Annotated in this window: 17 protein-coding genes; 14 read left to right on the forward strand and 3 right to left on the reverse strand. The window is 34.5% G+C overall.

Features of this window, described 5'->3' with window-relative positions; genetic code table 11:
- The first annotated feature begins 2 nt into the window (after positions 1–2).
- The 3 genes from dnaN to FYC62_RS01305 all read left to right on the forward strand — a co-directional run bounded on the left by dnaN (position 3) and on the right by FYC62_RS01305 (position 2,610).
- Positions 3–1,127, forward strand: coding sequence for a DNA polymerase III subunit beta (gene dnaN / locus FYC62_RS01295; protein ID WP_039449654.1), 1,125 nt, complete (start codon positions 3–5; stop codon positions 1,125–1,127).
- Positions 1,128–1,252: 125 nt separating this feature from the next.
- Positions 1,253–1,945, forward strand: coding sequence for a DUF4397 domain-containing protein (locus tag FYC62_RS01300; protein WP_149073646.1), 693 nt, complete (start codon positions 1,253–1,255; stop codon positions 1,943–1,945).
- Between the two features lie 11 nt (positions 1,946–1,956).
- The gene (locus FYC62_RS01305; protein WP_149073647.1) at positions 1,957–2,610 is read left to right on the forward strand and encodes a DedA family protein; all 654 of its coding nucleotides are present in this window, start codon (positions 1,957–1,959) and stop codon (positions 2,608–2,610) included.
- Positions 2,611–2,675: 65 nt separating this feature from the next.
- Here the strand turns inward: FYC62_RS01305 and FYC62_RS01310 are convergent, their stop codons facing one another.
- A complete protein-coding gene (locus FYC62_RS01310; protein ID WP_149073648.1) occupies positions 2,676–3,641 on the reverse strand; it encodes a zinc dependent phospholipase C family protein in 966 nt (321 codons plus the stop codon).
- Between the two features lie 308 nt (positions 3,642–3,949).
- On the opposite strand from FYC62_RS01310, the gene rpsT reads away from it, so the two are divergent.
- The 10 genes from rpsT to FYC62_RS01360 all read left to right on the forward strand — a co-directional run bounded on the left by rpsT (position 3,950) and on the right by FYC62_RS01360 (position 14,919).
- Positions 3,950–4,201, forward strand: coding sequence for a 30S ribosomal protein S20 (gene rpsT / locus FYC62_RS01315; protein ID WP_026902905.1), 252 nt, complete (start codon positions 3,950–3,952; stop codon positions 4,199–4,201).
- Between the two features lie 94 nt (positions 4,202–4,295).
- Positions 4,296–4,997, forward strand: a complete 702-nt coding sequence (gene radC / locus FYC62_RS01320) for a RadC family protein (protein WP_039449643.1) — start codon at positions 4,296–4,298, stop codon at positions 4,995–4,997.
- 110 nt (positions 4,998–5,107) lie between these two features.
- The gene (gene pheT / locus FYC62_RS01325; RefSeq protein WP_149073649.1) at positions 5,108–7,504 is read left to right on the forward strand and encodes a phenylalanine--tRNA ligase subunit beta; all 2,397 of its coding nucleotides are present in this window, start codon (positions 5,108–5,110) and stop codon (positions 7,502–7,504) included.
- Positions 7,505–7,568: 64 nt separating this feature from the next.
- Positions 7,569–7,859 (forward strand): phenylalanyl-tRNA synthetase subunit beta, encoded by a 291-nt coding sequence (locus FYC62_RS01330; RefSeq protein ID WP_026902908.1) that lies wholly within the window; start codon positions 7,569–7,571, stop codon positions 7,857–7,859.
- A gap of 22 nt (positions 7,860–7,881) precedes the next feature.
- Positions 7,882–8,178: a cell division protein ZapA gene (locus FYC62_RS01335; RefSeq protein WP_026902909.1), complete on the forward strand. Its 297-nt coding sequence runs from the start codon at positions 7,882–7,884 to the stop codon at positions 8,176–8,178.
- Positions 8,179–8,402: 224 nt separating this feature from the next.
- Positions 8,403–9,965, forward strand: a complete 1,563-nt coding sequence (gene rny, locus FYC62_RS01340; RefSeq protein ID WP_026902910.1) for a ribonuclease Y — start codon at positions 8,403–8,405, stop codon at positions 9,963–9,965.
- A gap of 218 nt (positions 9,966–10,183) precedes the next feature.
- Positions 10,184–10,693: an Mpo1 family 2-hydroxy fatty acid dioxygenase gene (locus FYC62_RS01345; RefSeq protein WP_149073650.1), complete on the forward strand. Its 510-nt coding sequence runs from the start codon at positions 10,184–10,186 to the stop codon at positions 10,691–10,693.
- A 108-nt stretch (positions 10,694–10,801) separates the two neighbouring features.
- A complete protein-coding gene (locus FYC62_RS01350) occupies positions 10,802–11,602 on the forward strand; it encodes a carboxypeptidase-like regulatory domain-containing protein (RefSeq protein WP_149073651.1) in 801 nt (266 codons plus the stop codon).
- On the forward strand, positions 11,572–13,617 hold the full coding sequence (locus FYC62_RS01355; RefSeq protein ID WP_149073652.1) for a TonB-dependent receptor domain-containing protein: 2,046 nt from the start codon (positions 11,572–11,574) through the stop codon (positions 13,615–13,617). Before FYC62_RS01350 ends, FYC62_RS01355 begins: the two co-directional genes overlap by 31 nt.
- 102 nt (positions 13,618–13,719) lie before the next feature.
- Entirely contained in the window at positions 13,720–14,919 is a 1,200-nt protein-coding gene (locus tag FYC62_RS01360; RefSeq protein ID WP_149073653.1) for a hypothetical protein, read from the forward strand.
- Between the two features lie 59 nt (positions 14,920–14,978).
- On the opposite strand, the gene FYC62_RS01365 is transcribed toward FYC62_RS01360, so the two are convergent.
- On the reverse strand, positions 14,979–16,304 hold the full coding sequence (locus FYC62_RS01365; protein ID WP_149073654.1) for an OmpA family protein: 1,326 nt from the start codon (positions 16,302–16,304) through the stop codon (positions 14,979–14,981).
- Positions 16,305–16,523: 219 nt separating this feature from the next.
- Positions 16,524–18,278, reverse strand: a complete 1,755-nt coding sequence (locus tag FYC62_RS01370) for a lysophospholipid acyltransferase family protein (RefSeq protein WP_149073655.1) — start codon at positions 18,276–18,278, stop codon at positions 16,524–16,526.
- Positions 18,279–18,390: 112 nt separating this feature from the next.
- Here FYC62_RS01370 and FYC62_RS01375 point away from each other — a divergent pair, with 112 nt between their 5' ends.
- Positions 18,391–18,792, forward strand: a complete 402-nt coding sequence (locus FYC62_RS01375) for a hypothetical protein (protein ID WP_149073656.1) — start codon at positions 18,391–18,393, stop codon at positions 18,790–18,792.
- Positions 18,793–18,851: the final 59 nt, after the last annotated feature.

An 18,851-nucleotide genomic window follows, 5' to 3' on the forward strand; every position in this document is an offset into this window, starting at 1 on the left:
AGATGAGATTCATTGTTTCTACGTCAACGTTATTAAAACATTTACAAGCAGTAAGTGGCGCATTAAGCAGCAGTGCTGTTTTACCCATATTAGAAAACTTTTTATTTGAGATAAAAGAGGGCAGTTTGGTAATATCAGCAACAGATTTACAAACCAGTATGATTACTTCTTTAGCTGTAGAGTCTAAGGAAGGTGGTAAAATTGCAGTGCCATCAAAAATATTATTAGATACCTTAAAAACACTACCCGAGCAGCCAGTTGCTTTCTCTGTAGATGATAAAACGTTCGCTATTGAGATAAGTGCCGGAGACGGTAAGTATAAATTAAGTGGAGAAAACGGCGATGATTTCCCTAAAATCCCTTCGGTAGAAAATGCAGCTACGGTTAATTTACCAACATCTGTTTTAGCAGAAGCTATTAACAAAACCATTTTTGCTGTTAGTAACGATGAATTACGTCCGGCTATGACAGGTGTTTTTTGCCAGTTATCTCCACAAAACATCACTTTTGTGGCTACAGATGCGCATAAATTAGTTAGATATAGAAGAAATGATGCACAAGCAGAAAGTGCAACATCTTTTATCTTACCTAAAAAAGCTTTAAACCTTTTAAAATCATCATTACCAGCAGAAGATGTTAATGTAGCGGTAGAATACAACGCAACTAGTGCTTTCTTCAAATTTGCTAACATCAGCTTAATTTGTAGGTTGATAGATGAGCGTTACCCAGATTACGAAGCTGTAATTCCTCAAAATAACCCTAATAAATTAACTCTAGACAGAGGCTTATTCTTAAACTGTTTAAAAAGGGTAGTTATTTTTGCCAATAAAACTACACATCAGGTAAGATTAAAAATCAGCGGTAGCGAGTTACATATCTCTTCAGAAGATATTGATTTTTCTAACGAGGCTCACGAGCGTATTGGCTGCCAGTACGATGGTGAAGATATGGAAATAGGTTTCAATGCTAAGTTCTTAATAGAAATGTTAAACAACTTATCTGGCGAAGAAATTACTTTAGAAATGTCTACTCCAAACAGAGCAGGTTTGCTTTTCCCAAGTATTAAAGACGAAAACGAAGATATTTTAATGTTGGTTATGCCGGTAATGTTAAACAACTACGCATAATTACTTAATTATACCTTTATAGTAAATGGCCTGATATTTATCGGGCCATTTATATTTTAGAATAATTTGTAAAAAGCCATACCTTTGTGCGTTATTAAGACTGGTTAAACATCGGCGGCAGCCTTATGAAAAATAGAGTTCAAATTTTTGTAATTTTAAGTATGTTAGTTTTAGGCTGGGTTTCTTGTACAGACCCAACCGAGGTTATACCGCAACCTACTACGGCAACACGTATCATGCTCATTAATGCCTCTCCTGATGTTGGTACTATAGATTTTTACCTTAACGGAGAGAAAATAAATGCTTCTCCTTTGGCTTTCAGAGATAATACCACTTATGTAAACATTGCCCGTAGTGGTACATTTACAGCAGAGGCAAAGCTAGGTTCAAGAACACTTTTTAGTCAGACTATATTTTTGCAGCCCGGCAGAAGTCATTCTTTGTTTTTAACGGGTGCTGTGGCAGATACTTCTTTGTTTTATGTAGCAACCTTAGATAATATTGATACGCCAGCATTAAATAAAGCTAAACTCAGATTCATCAATTTAAGTCCAAATGCTCCGGCTTTTAATGTTATAAATTCTGATAGTACTGTTTTGTTTAACAATGCAGCTTACAGGACAGCTTCAAACTTTATAGAATTGGATGCTCAAACCTATAGTTTAAAGGTTTTAGCATCTAGGGATAGAACATTATGGCTTAATTTGCCAACGTACAATTTCGAAAACGGCCGAATATATACCCTTTTTGTTAGCAATTTAGTTGATACTGCAAGCAGAACAGGCTTAAGAGCCGATACCATTATAGCTCAATATTAAAACAAATTTCAGTGGAACTTATTAGACAATTAATAGATTTTATACTTCACATAGACCGCCATTTAAGTGAAATCATCAGAGATTATCAGTTTTGGACATACCTCATTCTATTCCTCATCATCTTTGCAGAAACTGGTTTTGTGGTAACTCCTTTTTTACCGGGCGACTCTCTGCTGTTTGCTGCTGGTGCTTTAATAGGTACAGGTAATACAGGTTTAAATATTTATTTGTTAGCCGCACTACTTTTTATTGCGGCTTTTGCAGGCGACTCTCTAAATTACGAATTAGGGAAACGCTACGGCATAAGAGCATTTAACGGTAAAATACCATTTCTTAAAAAAGAGTATTTAGTAAAAACCCAAAACTTCTTTGCAAAACATGGTGGTAAAACCATCATCTACGCAAGATTTGTTCCTATTGTGCGCACATTTGCGCCTTTTGTTGCTGGTATTGGTGAAATGGATTATAAAAAGTTTGCTTCTTTTAATGTTATTGGAGCGTTTTTATGGATAGTGATTTTCCTCTTTCTAGGATACTTCTTTGGTAACTTAGCCTTTATACAAAAGAATTTTAGCTTAGTTATTTTGGCTATCATCATCTTATCTATAATGCCGCCCGTAATAGAGGTGTTAAAGTCGAAATTAAAAGGTAATAAGGCTAGCTAAGAGTTAGCCCAAAAAGAAGCGAAATTTAAGAAAGTACTCACTTAAATTTCGCTTCTTCTTAAAAACTAGTTTTCTGGTCTCCCCAAAGCTTTCCCTTTTTGGTAAAGCTGTTCTTCTTTTTCAACCAATTGTTTCTCTTCTAAAGATTGGTCTTTTCTGATTAAATTCTTCATATCTGGTTGTCCAGCATCTACCCAAGCCGAGTACCAAAAGCTGCCTACTGCTAAAATAGATTTTCTCATTTGCCGTTCTACCATGCCGTTTAAGGCTTTATGGTAAGCCTCGGAATATTCTGCAGAATATTCCTTAATAACTTTATTATTACGCTCACTATAGCTGTATTTTCTATCAGAAGGGAAGCTTTTACTCAATTGTTTTTCAAATAAAAGGGTAGAGTCTAACATGGTATAAGTGTTTTCTACAATTCGCCATGCTTCATTTAAAGGATTGTCAATATATTTCGCTTTACCAACAAAATAATCATATCGGTCTGCAAATAATTCTGGCAGTCTGCTTTCCCAAAAACCATGGATACCCGTTTGCCCGGTTAATTGTCCATTATAGTTTTCGGTAGTATGTAAAGGCACATGTGCATCAGCAATATAATGCCCAATATCGGCAGAATGACGTAATATTTGTACCGAGTCTCGGTCTTTAAAAGCTTTTACCAGCCTATAGTAAACGCGTTCTATATGCCAAGGCACAATACCATAAGCTTTTAAAGTGTCTTCTGTATACTTTTTAACCGCATCGTTCCATTTCTTAGGGATGCTATCAAAAGGAGCTTTACCATAATGATCTGCATCTAAATAATGCCTTGGCGCCTCTAAAGAATCTGCATACCTACGCTTATCTGGGTCAACAGCATGGTCTGTGATGTGGTTAATATTACTTTTATAAAAGCTTATTAAATCCTTAGGTAAGGTAAAAACCGCCAGTCGGTTAATTCTTTTATGAGCAAAAAATCCCCAAGAGCACAGTATAATTACCGCAGGCAAAAGTATGAGGAGTAGTTTTTTAGTATTCTTCATAACCAAATGTAAGGCTTGTATATTTATTTAAATAGGCTGTTGTTTAAATTTTTTGTAAAGGTTCTGTTGTGTTTCTTAGTGATCGATAGTCCGATGGAGAAGTTCATCCCTTCGGGACTTTCTGCTAAATGTTACTTTAGGGCGGTATTATGCTGCCAGTCCGGTTTATTTTAATAGTTTTGTATGGAAGTGAGGGGGTAAATAATGATGAGAAAAAAAATAGAATAACACTTTGTATTTTAATTTTTTCAATCTATATTTGCATCCCCAACAGGGAAAGATATTAACAAAGGAATAAAAAGCTTAAGATGGCAAATCATAAATCGGCATTAAAAAGAATTAGATCAAACGCAGCTAAGCGTTTACGTAACAGATATCAAGCTAAAACTACTAGAACTTTTATTAAAAGATTACGTAGTGCAGTATCTAAAGATGAAGCTTTAGCATTATTACCTAAAGTAACTTCTATGTTAGATCGTTTAGCTAAAAAGAACGTTATTCACAAAAACAAAGCAGCTAACAACAAGTCAAGATTGACTAAATTTGTTAACTCTTTATAAGATATAGATATTCCTTTTATCTGAAGAGGCGGATTTTTTTAATTAAAATCCGCCTTTTTATTTGTGTTTTCATAGGTTTTTGTATTTTTAATTAATGAAATCAACCTATGAACAAAACTTGCCTATTACCACATGGGCAGAAGAAGACCGTCCGCGAGAAAAATTATTAGCACAAGGCAGAAGATCTTTGTCAGATGCAGAACTTATTGCCATTTTAATAGGTTCGGGCAGCAGATCAGAATCAGCAGTAGATTTAAGTAAAAGAATCTTAAACAGCTATCAAAATAACCTCAATACTTTAGGGAAACTCAGCGTACAAGAACTATCTAAATTTAAAGGTATCGGAGAAGCCAAAGCTATTTCCATTATTGCGGCCTTAGAACTAGGCAGAAGAAGAAAAGAAGTTGATACACCAGAATTGAAATGTGTTTTTAGTTCTTCCGATATATTTCATGTTTTAGAACCATATTTCGCAGATTTATTGCATGAGGAGTTCTGGATTATTTTGCTCAATAAAAGAAATGCCATCATCAATAAAATCTTAATTTCTAAAGGTGGTTTGGCTGGTACTGTAGCAGATCCAAAAATTATATTTAAAGCTGCTTTAGAACATAACGCTGCTAGTATTATCTTGGCTCATAATCATCCTTCAGGAAATCTAAAACCAAGCCCGGCAGATATTAAACTCACCAAAAAAATTGTTGAAGCAGGTAGAATGTTAGATATTTCAATCTTAGACCATGTTATTTTCTGTGATAAGAAATATTACAGCTTTGCTGATGTAGGAGAGTTATAAAGGCTAGCCATGAATAGCTTTAGCAAAACTTAATGATAGCCTCTCTTTGCTAATATTTTCCTCGTTAAGCTTTATTTCCTATTTTTGCGCTTTCGCGAAAATACAAATACATGAAGATATCATACAGTTGGTTAAAACAATTCCTAGATACAGATTTAAAGCCCGAAGAAATTTCGACCTTACTTACATCCATAGGTTTAGAGGTTGAGAGTTTAGAGCGTGTACAAGCAGTACCCGGTGGTTTAGAAGGTTTGCTTATAGGTTATGTAAAAGAGCGCTCTCAACACCCTAATGCAGATAGATTAAGCATCACGAAAGTTGATGTTGGTAGTGACGAAGATTTACAAATTGTTTGTGGTGCACCAAACGTAGCAGCTGGTCAGAAAGTAGTAGTTGCAACGGTGGGTTGTACCGTTCATCCAACAAGTGGCGAGCCTTTCAAAATCAACAAATCTAAAATAAGAGGCGAAGTATCAGAAGGGATGATTTGTGCCGAAGACGAAATAGGCTTAGGAAAGTCGCATGATGGTATCATGATTTTGCCAGAAGATGCGCCAATTGGTAAAGAGGCAAAAGAATTTTTTAATCTTCAGGATGATTTTCTTTTTGAAATAGGCTTAACGCCAAATAGGGCAGATGCCGCTTCTCATTTAGGTGTTGCTCGTGATATAGCAGCTTACCTACAAATTGATATTAAAAAACCTATTGTTGATAGTTTTAAAATAGCAGAAGAAATATCAGCTATAGCAGTTATCATTGAAGATGCTGTAGCAGCACCAAGATATTCTGGTTTAACCATCAGCGGGATAGAAGTTAAAGAATCTCCTAATTGGTTAAAAGAGAAATTAGCTGTTATAGGCGTAAGAGCAATCAACAACATTGTAGATGTTACCAACTATGTTTTACATGATTTAGGGCAGCCTCTACATGCTTTTGATGCCGATGAAATTAAAGGAAATAAAGTTGTTGTAAAAAAATGTACAGAAGGTACTTTATTTAAAACTTTAGATGAGGTAGAGCGTAAGCTTTCTGCTGATGATTTAATGATTTGTAATGCTCAAGAGCCTATGTGTATTGCCGGAGTTTTTGGTGGTATAACATCAGGTGTAAAAGCTACAACAAAAAATATATTCTTAGAGAGTGCTTATTTTAACCCTGTAAGCGTAAGAAAAACAGCTAAAAGACATGGTTTAAAAACCGATTCTTCTTTCCGTTTTGAGCGTGGTACAGATCCAGAAATTACTGTTTACGCTTTAAAAAGAGCGGCTTTGTTGATACAGGAAGTTGCTGGGGGTACTATTTCATCTCCAATATTTGATTATTATCCACAACCAAACCCTTATTTTGAGGTTGATTTAAGCTTAGATAGGGTAAATAAAATCATTGGACAGGTTATTCCTGATGAGGAAATCATCAGTATCATTAAATCTTTAGGTATTACCATTGTTAAAGCTGAGAACAGGTTACTTCAATTACAAGTGCCAAGCTACAAAGTTGATGTAACTAGAGAAATTGATGTAATAGAAGAAGTATTAAGAATTTATGGTTACGATAATATCGATATACCAGGTAAAGTTAATGCCTCTTTAAACTATTCATCTAAACCTGATAAGGAAGCGGTACAACATACCATTGCCGATTTATTATCAGCAAATGGATATTTCGAGATTTTATCTAACTCTTTAACAAAGAAGGCTTTTACTTTAGAAGAAGAGAAAGCCGTACAAATTTTAAATCCGCTAAGTTCTGATTTAGATGTGATGCGACAGTCTTTGTTGTACTCTGGCTTAGAAGCTATTGCATACAACAACAATAGAAAACAAGCAGATTTAAAGTTGTACGAGTTTGGGAAGACTTACTTTTTAGAAGAAGAGAAATATCAGGAAAATAATTGCTTAGCTATTTTTGTAACGGGTAAAACGCCTGCTAACTGGCAAAATGCAGCTAAAGAATACAGCTTCTATCAAATTAAAGCCACAGTTGATGCAATCATTCAAAAGCTAAATGTTTCTAATTTGATATTAGAAGACTTAAAAGATAGTGAGTTTGCTTATGGTATCACCTATAAAAAAGGACAAAAAACTTTAGTAAGGTTTGGTGCAGTAGAGAACGCTGCTTTAAAGAAAGCAGATGTTGATAAAACCGTTTTTGCAGCTATCTTCAATTGGGATTTAGTATTTACCATCATCAGAAATAATAAAATCACTTACCAGGAGATTTCTAAATTCCCTGCGGTTAAAAGAGATCTCTCGATGTTGCTAAATGCTGATATTAGTTTTGAGCAGTTGAAAAAGATAGCCCTTAAAACAGATAAGAAATTACTGAAAGCTGTTGACGTTTTTGATGTTTACCAAGGAGATAAACTTCCTGAAGGAAAAAAATCTTATGCTTTAAGCTTTGTTTTGCAAGATGAGGAACAAACCTTAGCAGATAAACAGATAGATGCGGTGATGCAGAAATTAATTACTAATTTCGAAAAAGAAATAGGTGCAGAAATTAGAAAGTAATTTTTATATATGTTGTGTTTCCTATTTTAACTTTTGAATTTTTATTTTAGAATTTTAAAATATTATGTCTGTAATAGCTCAAAAATTAGATCAGGTTCTGGACCGCACCCAAAAACTGGTAGAGTTAGCGAAGGCTTTACAGGAGCATAATGACCTTTTAAATCTTGAAAACCAATCGCTTCAAGTAGCACTAAATACTAGTGAAACCAAGCGAAAAGAGTTGGAAGAAAAGCTTAGAGTTTTAAAGCTAGCCAAGAGTTTAGAGGGTACAAGTGAAAAAACACTTGACATCAAGAAAAAAATTAACGAATTTGTGCGGGAAATAGATAAATGTATTGTATTGCTGAAAAAGTAATACAGTAGTGAACCTAAGCTCAATGGGAGAGATCTCCATAAAAATAAATATTGCTGACCGTGTTTATCCTTTAAAGATAAACGTTGAAGAAGAGGAAGTTGTGAGGCGAGCTGCTAAATTAATAAATGACCGCATAAAAGAATTTCAAGAAAATTATGCAGTTAAAGATAAACAAGATTTGCTCTCTATGTGTGTGTTGTATTATGCAACGGCAACCATAAAGGCCGAGAAAAATGCCAGTAATGAAGATACAGAGGTGGCAGAGAAAGTTTATCATTTAGATAGTTTATTGAACGATTTTTTCGCTAAACAAAAGTAATAGCGTTCTTTATATAAGAGTTTTAAAATTTAACCGCAGTTAAATTTTAGGTTTCACTATTAAAAACTTAACACTTCGATATTTTGAAGGTAAGTATAGATAATGCCGATTTTTTGCCAAAAGCAACACCTCGGTTATTTGTACCTTTAACCTGTAATTGAAGTTTACAATACATGAAATCTAAGAGTTAGTTGCGGTTTTTTTATTTTATTTAACGACATTTTATGGAGATAATGATTTACCTCGCTATTGCAATTGTTGCTTTTGGTGGAGGAGTTTTAACAGGAAGAGTACTACTTCGTCAGCTGCTTAAACAGCAAGAAGTAGCAGCACAGTCTAAAGTAAAGAAGATTTTAAAGGATGCTGAAAATAATGCTGAAATCTTAAAAAAGAATAAATTATTAGAAGCTAAAGAGAAATTCTTGCAAATGAAAGCAGATCACGAGCAAGAAATCAATCAAAAAAATATTGCCATTTCACAAAGAGAGAACACTTTAAAACAAAAGGAACAGTCTCTCAATCAGAAATTAGAAAATCAAACCAGAAAAGAGCAAGAGCTTGACAATCTTAAAAAGAAGTTAGAGCAACAAACAGAAATTGTTGTTAAAAAACAAGAAGAGGTTGAGGCTATCAAAAATCAACATATCAAAGAATTAGAAACTATTGCTGGTTTATCTGCTGAGGAAGCTAAAACGCAACTAGAAACTAATTTAAAAGAAGAAGCCAGAACCAATGCCATGGCTCAAATTAAAGATATTGTTGATGAAGCCAAAATGACTGCTGCTAAAGAAGCTAAAAAAGTAGTTATACAAACCATTCAACGTACAGCTACAGAATCTGCTATAGAAAATACTGTGTCTATTTTCAATATCGAAAATGATGAAATTAAAGGTAGAATTATAGGTAGAGAAGGCAGAAATATCAGAGCTTTAGAAGCTGCAACAGGTATAGAAATTATTGTTGATGATACGCCAGAGGCTATTATACTTTCTGGTTTTGACCCTGTAAGAAGAGAAATTGCCCGTTTAGCGCTTCACCGTTTGGTAACAGACGGACGTATACACCCAGCCAGAATTGAAGAGGTGGTAGCCAAAACTCAAAAACAAATTGAAGAGGAAATTATTGAGATAGGCGAGCGTACCGTAATTGATTTAGGTATACATGGCTTACACCCAGAGTTGATAAGAATGGTGGGCAGAATGCGTTACCGCTCTTCTTACGGACAGAATTTGTTACAACACTCTAGAGAGGTAGCAAATTTCTGCGCTACCATGGCATCAGAACTTGGGTTAAACGCTAAACTTGCAAAAAGAGCCGGATTATTACATGACATAGGTAAAGTGCCTGATGATAACCCAGAATTGCCACACGCAATTTTAGGTATGCAGCTAGCAGAAAAATATAAAGAACATCCTGAAGTTTGCAATGCTATTGGTGCACACCATGATGAGATAGAAATGACTTCTATGATATCTCCTATTATCCAAGCTTGCGATGCCATTTCTGGTGCAAGACCAGGTGCAAGAAGAGAGGTAGTAGAAAGCTATATCAGAAGACTAAAAGAGTTAGAAAGCTTAGCTTTATCTTACCCTGGCGTAGAGAAAACTTTTGCTATACAAGCAGGTAGAGAGCTAAGGGTAGTGGTGGAAAGTGAAAAAATAAGTGATGCGCAATCTGAAATTTTAGCAGCTGATATCTCTAACAGAATTCAAACTGAAATGACTTATCCTGGTCAAATTAAGGTTACGGTTATCAGAGAAACCAGATCTGTAGCTTACGCGAAATAAGTATAGGGTAGAAAGTAAAAAGTACAGAGTATAAAGTATTCAGATATTTGAAACTTGAACAAGTAATTTCAAGAGGCTGTCTCAAATCACCATTTTGTGTCAGGCTGAGCGGAGTAGAACCTTTTTCTTATCCTTCTACTTCGCTCAGGATGACAACAAAGGTCTGCTCAATGTGATAAATATAATGATGGAGACAACCTCTTTTATATGAAAATGAAATGGCTAAAGTAAATCAAGAAGAAAAAAGAGAGGTAGACGTTTTGTTTGATGAGTATTCAAAATCACATCAACATCCAACAAATAAACTTATTCATTGGATATGTGTACCCCTTATTTTGTTTAGCATTATAGGTTTAGTAACCGCCATACCTTTTCCGTATATTGCCTTTTTAGGGAAATATAATACTTACATCAATTGGTTTTCTTTTTTACTGGCAGGTAGCATCTATTACTATTTAAAACTATCACCTTTGCTTTCTTATTTGATGTTATTTGTAGTGGGTGGCATGTATTATTTTATTGTACAGCTAGAATATGTAGAGCAAGCAGGTGGCCCAGCATTATGGCAAGTAAGCTTGGCAATATTTATCTTATCTTGGATAGGGCAATTTATAGGGCATAAAATGGAAGGCAAAAAGCCTTCTTTTATTACAGATTTGAAGTTTTTATTGGTTGGGCCTATTTGGTTACTCCATTTTATTTTAAAGAGGTTCAACATCAGATATTAAGATTAAGTCTTAACCTTTTCTTAACACATCAATTACTGTTACTTAATTTTAAAGTAACAACCACGTAACATGTAGCTAATACTTTTGCAATAACTAAACAAAGCAAAAGTGAATCAAAAATTATTTAGCTCATTTTCTATCATTAGCATACTGCTAATAACTTTATCAACAAATGTTTTTGCGCAAACTGGCAAAATTGCAGGTAAAGTTACCGATAAAACTACTGGAGAAACATTAATAGGTTTATACGTAGGTATAGATGGTACAACTAAAGGTGCTGTAACAGATGTTGATGGCCGTTATACGCTGCTAAATTTAGCACCAGGCAAGTACAATTTAGTATTCAAATATTTAGGTTATCAAACCAAAAACGTAAGTAATATAGAAGTAAAGGATGGTGTTGTTTCTACATTAAATATCATCATGGAAGAAGCCGCTACACAAAGCTTAGGTGAAATTGTAGTCACTGCAACTTACAGTAGAGAATCTGAAACGGCTCTTATCTTAAACCAAAAGAACTCTATAGAAATTAAACAAGGAATAGGGGCGCAAGAGTTATCAAGAAAGGGTATTGGTGATGTAGAAGAAGGTTTAACCAAAATTACAGGTATAACTAAAGTTGATGGTAGAGGTTTATTTGTTCGTGGTTTAGAGGATAGGTATAATAATTTGCTTATCAACGGTTTGGCTGTTCCATCTAATAATCCTTTCAAGAAAATTATTCCGCTAGATCTTTTTCCTACAGATATTGTAAGTGTTTTAGAAACATCTAAGACTTTTAATTCTAGCTTGTACGGAGATTTTGCCGGTGGTACATTTAATATTGTAACATCTAAAGGCGAAAAGCCGGTTACCAAAATCAGTATCGGGACAAGCTTTTGTCTAACACAACTTTTAGGAAGTTTTTAAGAGCAGAAGACGCAACTTCTTTAGAGAATTATGTAGGTTTTGGTGCCGATACAAGATCGCTACCTAAAGCTTTTGGTAGCAGACCATCTGCTTACATGATGCCTGCCAGTGAAGCGCTTTCGCAATTTGGTTCTGGTTATGATGTAGAAAGCGGGAACGCACCTTTAAATACAAGTTTGAATATTCTACATACACAAAGATTTCAGTTAGAAAAAGATCGTTCTTTCCAATATCTATTTTCGTTAAATACCGATAATAACTTTCAATACAGAGAAGGGGTAGATAGGTTCTTTAATACAGCACAAGGTATTTATGATAACAATCTTTATACTACAACGAACAGGTTTTCTACCAATTCATCAGTATTATCTGCCATAAACTATGGCACCAAAAGATTAAGCCTTAATCTCAACGCCTTTTATTTGAGAGGTACAGAAAACACCATTCAAGACCAATTGGGCTATACCAATAGTCAGGCAACTGTTTCCAATGCATTCATCAGACTAAATCAATTACAAAAAACAGATTTCTTTACTGGTCAGCTTTTCACGAACTATAAGTTGACAAAAAATGATGCCCATAGCATCAAAGCAGGTGTTTCTTATTCAAAAACTCAATACCAATTACCAGACAGAAAATCTTTTAGAGGGTCTCTTATTGATGAACATACGACTTCTGTAAACTATTCTGGAAATAGCTTATACAGACAATACATGAATTTTGATGGGGATTTCTTTGGGTCTGGATTGTTAGAATATAACTGGAAGTTTGGTCATGATGATTTAACAAAGGCTCATAAATTAAGCTTAGGATATAACGGTTCCTTCAATAAAGTAGCATCAAGTTCAAGATTTATAGTGTCTCAGAATTTAGCATCGAATAACACAAGCTTTAACACCAATGCTCCAGATGCTACTTTAGCAAATGAAATAGCAAATGGTAATTTCACTTACAGAGAAGGTAGTAATGCTACTTATGCGGCTACTATGAGAGAAGGTGTAAACGCAGGTTATGCAGATTTAGCTCTTCAATTTAATGATAAGTTAAACATTAACGTAGGCGCTAGAGTTGAACAATCAGAGCGTTTAACCAGATTTAGAAATCCTGGAAGTTTTAGTGATCCTTTTCAAAGAGTTAAATTAAATAATTTAGATGTTTTACCTGCTGCCAATTTAAAATATAGTTTAACAGACAAAGCAAATTTAAGATTTTCGGCTTCAAAAACTTTAACCAAGCCTGTTATCATGGAAGCCTTTCCTCTAGAATTTGTTAACCCTGACGCTACTATCGAAAGCGGTAATCCTAATATTATTAATAGTGATAACTATAACTTTGATGCTAAATACGAGTTCTTTCCAACAAACAAAGAAATGTTTGCCTTTACTGCTTTTGCTAAGTATATAGAAAACCCCATAGAACGTTTGTTTCTACAAACAGCAGGTAGTGGTGGTTTGCAAATAACTTACAATAACTCAAAACAAGCAGTACTTTACGGAGCAGAAATAGAATTCTTATTACAGTTATCCAGACTAAGCGAATCTCTTTCAAACTTTTCAGCAGGGTTCAACACTTCTTTGATGTATACCAGAACAACTATAGATGTTGTTAAAAACAGTGTTGAAACTGCTGCTATTGGCGATAATAATACACGTAGACTTCAAGGTGCATCACCATGGTTAATAAATGCTGACATCAAACACGAAACAGATTTTAGCAAAAAATGGAAAAGTACCATGACTTTAGCTTATAGCATTTACGGAGAGCGTATTTACGCAGTAGGAACCAATGGCTTAGATAATTATTATGAAAAACCATTTGGAAAGCTTGACTTTATTTGGAACAATAAGATATCTACTAAATGGGATGTGAAATTAGGAATAGAAAACATCCTGAACCCAACTTACAGAATAGATTTAGGTGATGAAAGTACCATCCAAATTTTTGAGAATGATTTAACCGTTAAAGACTTTAAAAGAGGAGTAGGGGTGTCTTTAGGTTTAGGATATACTTTCTAAAGGCTTTACAATTAATTAACTCAAGTTTGATGTAATGATAAAACTAAGTTAATCTCTTCAAAACATTTGAGAATTAAGTTTGCACTATAAAAAACAATAACGATGAAAAAATTACTTTATGCAATTGCAATTTCAGCTACCATTTTCACTGGCTGTTCTGATGATGAAGAAGAAACTCCTGCAAAAGTTCCAGTTGAAGGAGAAATTACTGGTGATATCACGACCAATAGAACGTTGACTTTTGGGAATTATACTTTAAAAGGTTTAGTTAAAGTTCAACCAGGCGTTACCTTAACCATTGAGGCAGGAAGTACCTTTACAGCAGATCAAGCAGATGGTGAAGATGGATTAGTAATTTTAAATGGTGGTAAATTAATTGCAAATGGTACTGCTAATGATCCCATTGTTTTCACTGCTAAAACTAAAATAGGCGGACAGTGGGCAGGTATTATCATGTACGGTGATGCACCAATTGTAAACTCTGCAACTGCTCCTGCACCTCAAACAGCAGTTTCTGAAGATGGTCAGTCTATAACTTATGGTGGTAGTAACGCTACGCACAATGGTGGTTCATTAAGATATGTAAGAGTAGAATATGCAGGTTTAGTGTTTAATAACAATACAAGAGAGCATAACGGATTTTCATTTTACTCTGTAGGATCAGGAACTGTATTAGAAAACTTGGTAGCCTATAAAGGAAATGATGATGGTTTTGAGTTTTACGGTGGTACGGTAAGCGCTAAAAACTTAATTTCTTATGGTAATGCTGATGATTCATTCGACTGGCAAGATGGCTGGAGAGGACAAGAAAATACCAATTGGTTTGCTTACCAAACCGGTATTGCTAACTATGGTATGGAGATAGAGGCAAAAGGTGTAAATAATACTTTCTTTCCAAAAGTAACTAACATTACCCTTAAAAGAGCTGCTAATACTGCTACCGAATCTCAGAATGAAAAGCAATTTGATGCAATTCAATTCAAATCTCAAGGAAATGGCGATTTTAGTAATATCTTTATTGATGGATATGCTTCAATAGAAGCTGGTTTCGGCTCAGCTATACAAGTACGTGACTTAGCTACTTATACTAATCAGATCGTAGGCGGTAAAGTTAAACTTCTTAATGTTAGACTAGCTAACACACCCGTTACATTTCTTTCACAAAATTCTGGTGGTGCATTTACTGTAAATGCAGCTAGTTTTGGTGCAAATTTCACCACTTCTACAACCGCAACAGGGGCTGCTTTAATTACAGGAAGATGGGCTAATGTGGATGGTGTAAACTTATTAGCTAACTTATAATCTTTACACATAAAATTTTAAAAAAGGCCACCTAAAGTGGTCTTTTTTGGTTTTAACCCTTAAAACAGTGTAAATTCAACCCTTCGGTTTTCTTGTCTGCCAGCAGCGGTAGCATTACTTGCAATAGGCTGGTTGGGTCCGTAACCGGTAGCTTCTATTCTGGAAGCATTAACACCTTGGCTTACTAAATAAGCTTTTACGGCTTCTGCTCTTTCTTTAGATAAACGTAAGTTCAATTCCATTGACCCAGTATTATCGGTATGGCCAGCAAGTTTAAGACTAAAGTTCTTTTCAACAAGTAAAGCAGCTACTCTATTTAAAGTAGGGTATGATACCGAGCGTAGGGTAGATTTGCCCAAATCAAATTCTAAGTTTTTAATGGCTTCATCAACAATTTTCCTATCCACCTCGGTAACCATAATTTTCTCTCTGATAATTTGTTTTGGCGTACTCAAAGGGCATCCGGCACCATCTACTACCGTATTAGCAGGAGTATTAGCACATTTATCAAATTTATTGGCTACCCCATCAGCATCATCATCACCAAAATCTTTAGCGTATTGTTCGCGGTCTCTTAAAGCGTTTTGCTCTGCACTAGATAGTGCTCTTCTTAATTCTTGACTTTCTGCAGCAGTTTGTTTTCTTAAATCAGCCAAAGCGCTATAATGAGCTAATGGCGGATTTTCTTTTTTACCTAAAGCAAATTCAAGTCCTGCATGTCCGTAAGAGAAATTATCAAATCTAGAGCCAGTAATACCATCAAAGGTGTTCGTTTTCATGAAGTTAACATCATAACCTAAATCTAAATTTACACCTTTTGCGATGCCTATTTTAAATCCGGCACCAACAGGTATAAACCAATTTTCTGAATAGCCACGGTTTGGTCCGGCATTCACCACTTCGGCATTAGATGATAAATATCCAGCCCCTGCTTTTACATAAGGCGAGAAATAGCCTTGCTCATTATTGATGCTCAAATTGGCTAAAGTGAAATTAGCAGTTAAAGCCGCAGACCATTCTATATGAGACTTAAAACTAGAGTTTTCATAAAGAGCGTTGGCAGAAGTATTTGGGACTAAACTTGATGCTCTTAAACCTTCTACATTTCCAGCCAGAAAATCTGCCTGAATTCCAAAAGATGGGATGATTTGCTTTTTTAAATAACCACCATAACCCCAATTTTCTTTGGGTGTGTTAAAATCATTTGATTGGCCCCTAAAGACAGTGTAAGGCGTTAAAACACCACCATGTACACCAATAGACCATGTACGGAAGTTTTTGGTTGAGAAACGCGGTGTTGTCTCTGCTGTTGTTTCCTGTGCATTACTTTGTGTTGCTATTCCTGATAAAACAAGCAGCATACTAATTTTAGAAATTGTTTTCATAGCTTAAATAATTATACCAGTAACCATTATGTTTACGGATGATTTAATAAGCTAGAAAAACCCTGCCATGATTAGGATTTAGAAATTATCATGCTTCATTTCCTTGCAGGGCAATATTGTTTTTATTTAGATGTACTCTTGCTAGTACATTTATAATAGCTAGGGATGGTTAGCTTTAACCGATGCGATTTTATTGAAAAATATATTTACATAAAAAGCTTATAAATTCTTCCCTAATTTCTCAATCATATCTTGTGGTATGTTCTCTAAATCTAAAACCAGAAATCCATCTAAGCTATCAGAAAACTTAGGGTCTATATTAAAACAAATAATCTTTGCATTTAATGCGATATACTGCCTCAATAAAACAGGAATTTTAATATGGTTACTCTCTACCTCGGCTATTAAGCTGTCTAAATTTTTAAGAGAATTGCTATTGGCAGTTAAAATATCAGCATCAATTTTAGAGAAATCTACCTTAAACTGTTTCCTAGGCTTTACCATTTGCGCCATTTCATGGTCAAAGTGGTTTCTGTAAATGAAATTCACAATTAAAGATTTAGAAAACTTGCTAAAAGTATTACTGATAGATACAGGACCAATCAAATATTTATATCTAGGATTATCTATCAAAAATTTTAGAATACCTTTCCAAAGTAAAAATAGTGGTAAAGGTTTTTGTTGATATTCTTTCCTTATCCAAGAACGCCCAAGCTCTAAGCTATTTCTTAAGACCGTACCAAACTGAGATTTTATCTTAAACAACTCAGCAGTGTAAAAGCCTTTTTTGCCATAGCTGTAAAAAATTTCATCCCCCTTACCAATTCTATAAGCGCCAACAATCATTTTTTGCTCGGTATCCCAAATAAATAAATGATTGTAGTAAATATCATAGCTATCTAAATCGATAGACTTATTGGTGCCTTCTCCAACATCTCTAAAGGTAATTTCTCTTAATCTTCCTATTTCTTTGATAATGTTAGGGATGTTTTGCGTAGGCGTGATGTAAACTTCATAATTTTTCTCTGTCCACACCAAACACTCGCCACGCAAGTCTTCAATTTCCTTTTCCATTAAAGATGTTTCAATAGGAGGGATAATGTCTTGAGATTGCTTTAAAATCTTAAATAAATTGGCGCTGCTAAAAATTTTACGCTCATTTTCTAATCCGGCACCTAAAGCATAAGTTTTGGCTCTTAGAAAAGCTAATAAAGCGCTATTATTATCATTATTAGGTATCTCTTCAAATTTTATAGGTTTCCCTATTCTTACGTGGATAGTATGTCCTTTCTTATTGAATAATTCTGATGGTAATTTGGCAGTTCTTAAAGCAGGGTGAATTAAGGATAATAAATTAAATAACAAACCATTATTACCATGAAAATAAATAGGCACCACCGGAACTTTAGATTTAGATATTAATTTACCAACTACCGGATGCCATAGCTTATCGGTTACCTGCTGCTGTTCTAATTTAAAGGTAGATACTTCGCCAGCAGGGAATATCCCGATAGGTGTACCGCTATTTAATAAGCCCAAAGTTGTTTTGATACCACTAATGCTAGATGAATGATCTATATTTTCAAAAGGGTTTACCGCGACAAAAAAATCACTCAGGTTAGGTATTTTCTTCAATAAGAAATTTGCCATCACTTTGGCTTCTGGCCTTATGGTGCAAAGTATCTTAATTAAAACCAAGCCTTCTATACCACCATAAGGATGATTGGCAACGCCTATAAAGGCACCATCAAGTGGGAGGTTTTTAAAATCGCTTTCTTTTATCTCTACTTTAACGCCTAAAAGTCTTAGGATTTCATCTACAAAAGCTACACCTTCAAAATCGGCAGCTTTAGCAAAGGTTTCGTTAATGTCATTTATTTTCATGATTTCCATCAACAAGGAAGCCAATCCAGGCATTCTTAACTTGTTAATTTTGGTAGCTTTCGCAAATTCTTCTGTGGTGATAATTTTCATCAGAATTGGTCGATTTTTTTGTACAAATATCAACTCTTTTAGCAGATATTAACTAATTAAATTTTTATTGATTTTATTAAAAATAATTCCTTTTTTTGGATAATATCTACGTATGAATCAAAAATTTAAAGAATACTTTAGTATTTCTCGTCAGGAATATAGAGGTTTAATAGTGCTTTTTGTACTTCTAGGACTTATTTATACAGCTCCTTATATTTATGAACGCTTCTTTTTCAAGCCTTTAGAAATAAAAATAGAAACCATTAAGCCCGCTTTAGCTCAAATAGATCGTTATGAAAGTACCGCTTATAACAATCAGGAAGAAGATTTTCATAAACCTGTATTATTTAGGTTTAATCCTAACCATTTACCTGTTGAAGATTGGATAAAGCTAGGGCTTTCAGAAAAACAAGCGCATTCTATTAAAAAGTATGAAGCCAAAGGAGGCAAGTTTTACAAGAAGGAAGATGTAAAAAAATGTATGCTATTTCTCCGGCTATGTACCAACGTCTAGAGCCTTATATAGATATTCCAGAAAATAAAAGGAGACTTATACGATTGATAAGAAGAGGG

Source organism: Pedobacter aquae (assembly GCF_008195825.1).
Classification (GTDB): Bacteria; Bacteroidota; Bacteroidia; order Sphingobacteriales; family Sphingobacteriaceae; genus Pseudopedobacter; species Pseudopedobacter aquae.